Here is a 2,867-nt window from a genome sequence, read left to right on the forward strand (position 1 = left end):
CCCGGCGGGTGGTCGCGGCCGGACGCCGGCGGGCACCGAAAGGGGGGGCCGGTCCCAGCCCGGGTCCGGGACCGGATCCGGCAGCCACCTGGCCTCCGTGGCCGAGTCGTCGGCCAGCGCCAGCCGGGCGAGGAGCCGCGGCACGACGACCACCAGCGCATCACTGCCGGCCCGCGGCGGCAGCACGCGAGCGAAGGCGCAGACCTGCGACGCCCGCCGGCCAGTTACGACCAGCGGCTGATAGCTGCCCGCGGTGAACAGCGCCGGACTCGCGGCCCGGAGCGCCAGCGCGCGTTGGATCAGGTGCAGCTTGCCTCGGCCGTCGGCGGCGTCCCAGGCGGGCGCTTCGCTGTCCCGCAGTGCCCGCAGCTCGCTCAGCAGCGCGCGGCGCCGCTGGAAGTCCACCGGGCGGCGGTTGTCTGGATCCACCAGGCTCAGGTCCCAGAGCTCGGTGCCCTGATAGATGTCCGGCACCCCCGGGGCGGTGAGCCGGAGCAGGGTCATTGCCAAGCCGTTCAGTAAGCCAAGCCGGGTCACCGGCTGCGCGAAGGCGGCGAGGTCTTCGAGGAAGGTCCTGCTGCGGTCCGGGTCCATGGCGGCCTCGACGAAGGCCGTGAGCGCCGCCTCGTAGTCGCTGTCGGCATTGGTCCAGGCGGTGTGCAGCTTGGCCTCTCGGGCAGCCTTCAGCATATAGGCGCCGACGCGCTCGCGAAGCGCTGCCAGGACCTTCGCGTCGGGCAGTGTCTGAGTGGCATCCTGCGTCTCGCCCTCAGCGGCAGCGAGGGGCCAAACCCCGAGCAGGGTCTGGTAGAAGAGATACTCGGTGGCGGCGTCCGGCAGGCCCCGGGTGGTGTCGTCCGCGCGGTGCAGGCGGCGGTTCAGCAGCGCCCAGCGCTGAGTGCGGGCGGCCCACGCCTCGGGCAGCTCCGAGAGCACATGCAGGCGTGCGCGCACGTCCTCGGATCGCTTGGCGTCGTGTGTAGAGCCCGCGAGCATGGCATGCGGCCAATCGTCGCCGCGCCGCGAGCAGGCGCGGTGGAAGTCGTCCACGCTGGTACCGCTGCGGTCCGGCTCCGCGCCAACCTCATTCAATGACACCAGCCGATGCCAGCGGTAGAAGGCGGTGTCCTCGACGCCCTTGGCCGTCACCGGCGCTGTGTACTGCTGGAACTTCCGGGCGAGCCGCAGCGCCCGCGCCCGGTAGACCTCCGGCCTGCCCTCGGCGATGTCCGTGAGCAGGACGTCCCGCACATAGTCGAACACGGTCATATCCGGCATCCGGCTCTGCCGCCGTGCCTCGGCCACGGCCTTCAGCACCTGGTGGCGGTCGCGTGCCGCGCTGCCGCGCTCGGACAGATAGGTCCGGTACACGGGGAAGCAGGCGATCACCTCCATCAGCGCCATCCGCAGGCCTTCCAAGGTGTAGTCGCGGGTGTGCGGATCGATCTCCGCCACACGCGCAAGCTCGCTTGCGAGCACATGCAGCTCGCTCGAGAGCATATGCCGCATGACCTCGCGCTTGGCGGCATGGCTCTCCTCGCTGAAGGATCGGCTGCAGCCGCCGAAGGCGCGGCAGGTCTCCAGCAGCGCTGGCAGGCCCTCTGAATCCACGAACAGCCCGTCGCAGAGGGCTGCGAAGTCGTAGCCGGTGGTGCCGTGCACGGCCCAGTCCATGCGCAGATGCTCATCGGCGCCCAAGATCTTCTCGGCGACGAGGTACAGCGGGCGGTCATCGTCTCGGGGTGTGCGCTTGGGGGCGATGGCCCGAGCGGCGCGCTTCTGCAGGGCTAGGAAGTAGGCCGCCGGGTCGTAGAGGCCGTCGGGATGGTCGATGCGCAGCCCCGTGATGCGCCCGGCGCCGATCAGCTCCAGCACCAGGCTGTGCACGGCATCGAAGGCCGCCTGGTGCTCCATGCGCAGCGCAGCGAGGTCGTTGATGTCGAAGAAGCGCCGGTAGTTGATCTCGTCCGCAGCGACGCGCCAGTGTGCAAGTCGGTAGGCCTGGACTTCCAGCAGGTCGTGCAGGCGGGCGGTATCCGCGGGATGGTCTTGGGCACCGTTGAGCGCCCGCAGGCAGTCTTGGACATAGCGGTCCAGGTCCGCGTCAGCGCTGCACAGCTCGGCCAGCCGCCGCTTGTGCAGCTCCTTGTCGCGGCGGCGGGCGGCAAGGTCGTCTGCGTCCAGGGCGTCCCGGGGCGGCAGGTTGCCGAAGGCGGTCACCAGGCTCTCGAAGGCGGTGAGCGCTGTGGCTGGCGCATCGGCGTCCGACTGCCTCGCCTGCGCCGCAGTGGCCATGGGTGCGCCGAGCCGCTCCCGCAGCCCCGGCAGTCCTGGGGCCAGGATGCGCGGGTACTCCCGCGGGTCGATGGGGAAGCGATGCTCGTAGTAGGCGATATGGAAGGCCCCGTTCTCGAAGGCGAGCACCAGCTCGCCGCGATCGAGCACGTCGCCATAGTGATCTCCCAGAACGGGCACCAGCACCTTGCCGTGCAGCTCCTGCTTCAGCGGATGCCAATCGATATCGAAGAAGGGCGCATGCGCTGCGGCCTGGCCATTCTCCAGCACGTCCAGCCACCAGGCGTTGTCGGCGCCCATGATGCCGACATGGTTGGGCACCATGTCCAGGATCTGGCCCATGCTGTGGGCCGCGAGCGCGGCGCAGAAGCGATCGTAGTCCTCGCGGCTGCCGAGCTCCGGGTTGAGCTGGTCGTGTGCGACGACGTCGTAGCCATGGGTGCTGCCCGGCCGTGCCTTGAGATAGGGCGAGCAATAGACATGGCTCACGCCCAGGGCGGCCAGATAGGGCACCAGGGCCGCGGCGTCGGCAAAGCCGAAGCCGCCGTGCAGCTGCAGCCTGTAGGTTGCGC

General features: G+C 70.1%; 1 protein-coding gene. It reads right to left on the reverse strand.

Annotated elements, in window-relative coordinates; all coding sequences use genetic code 11:
• The coding region (gene treY, locus I6U14_RS14915; RefSeq protein WP_296900309.1) for a malto-oligosyltrehalose synthase at window positions 1-2,867 on the reverse strand (2,867 nt) is incomplete at both ends.

Origin of the sequence: Thiohalocapsa sp. (genome assembly GCF_019695415.1) — a bacterium.
In the GTDB taxonomy this organism is placed as follows: Bacteria; Pseudomonadota; Gammaproteobacteria; order Chromatiales; family Chromatiaceae; genus Thiohalocapsa.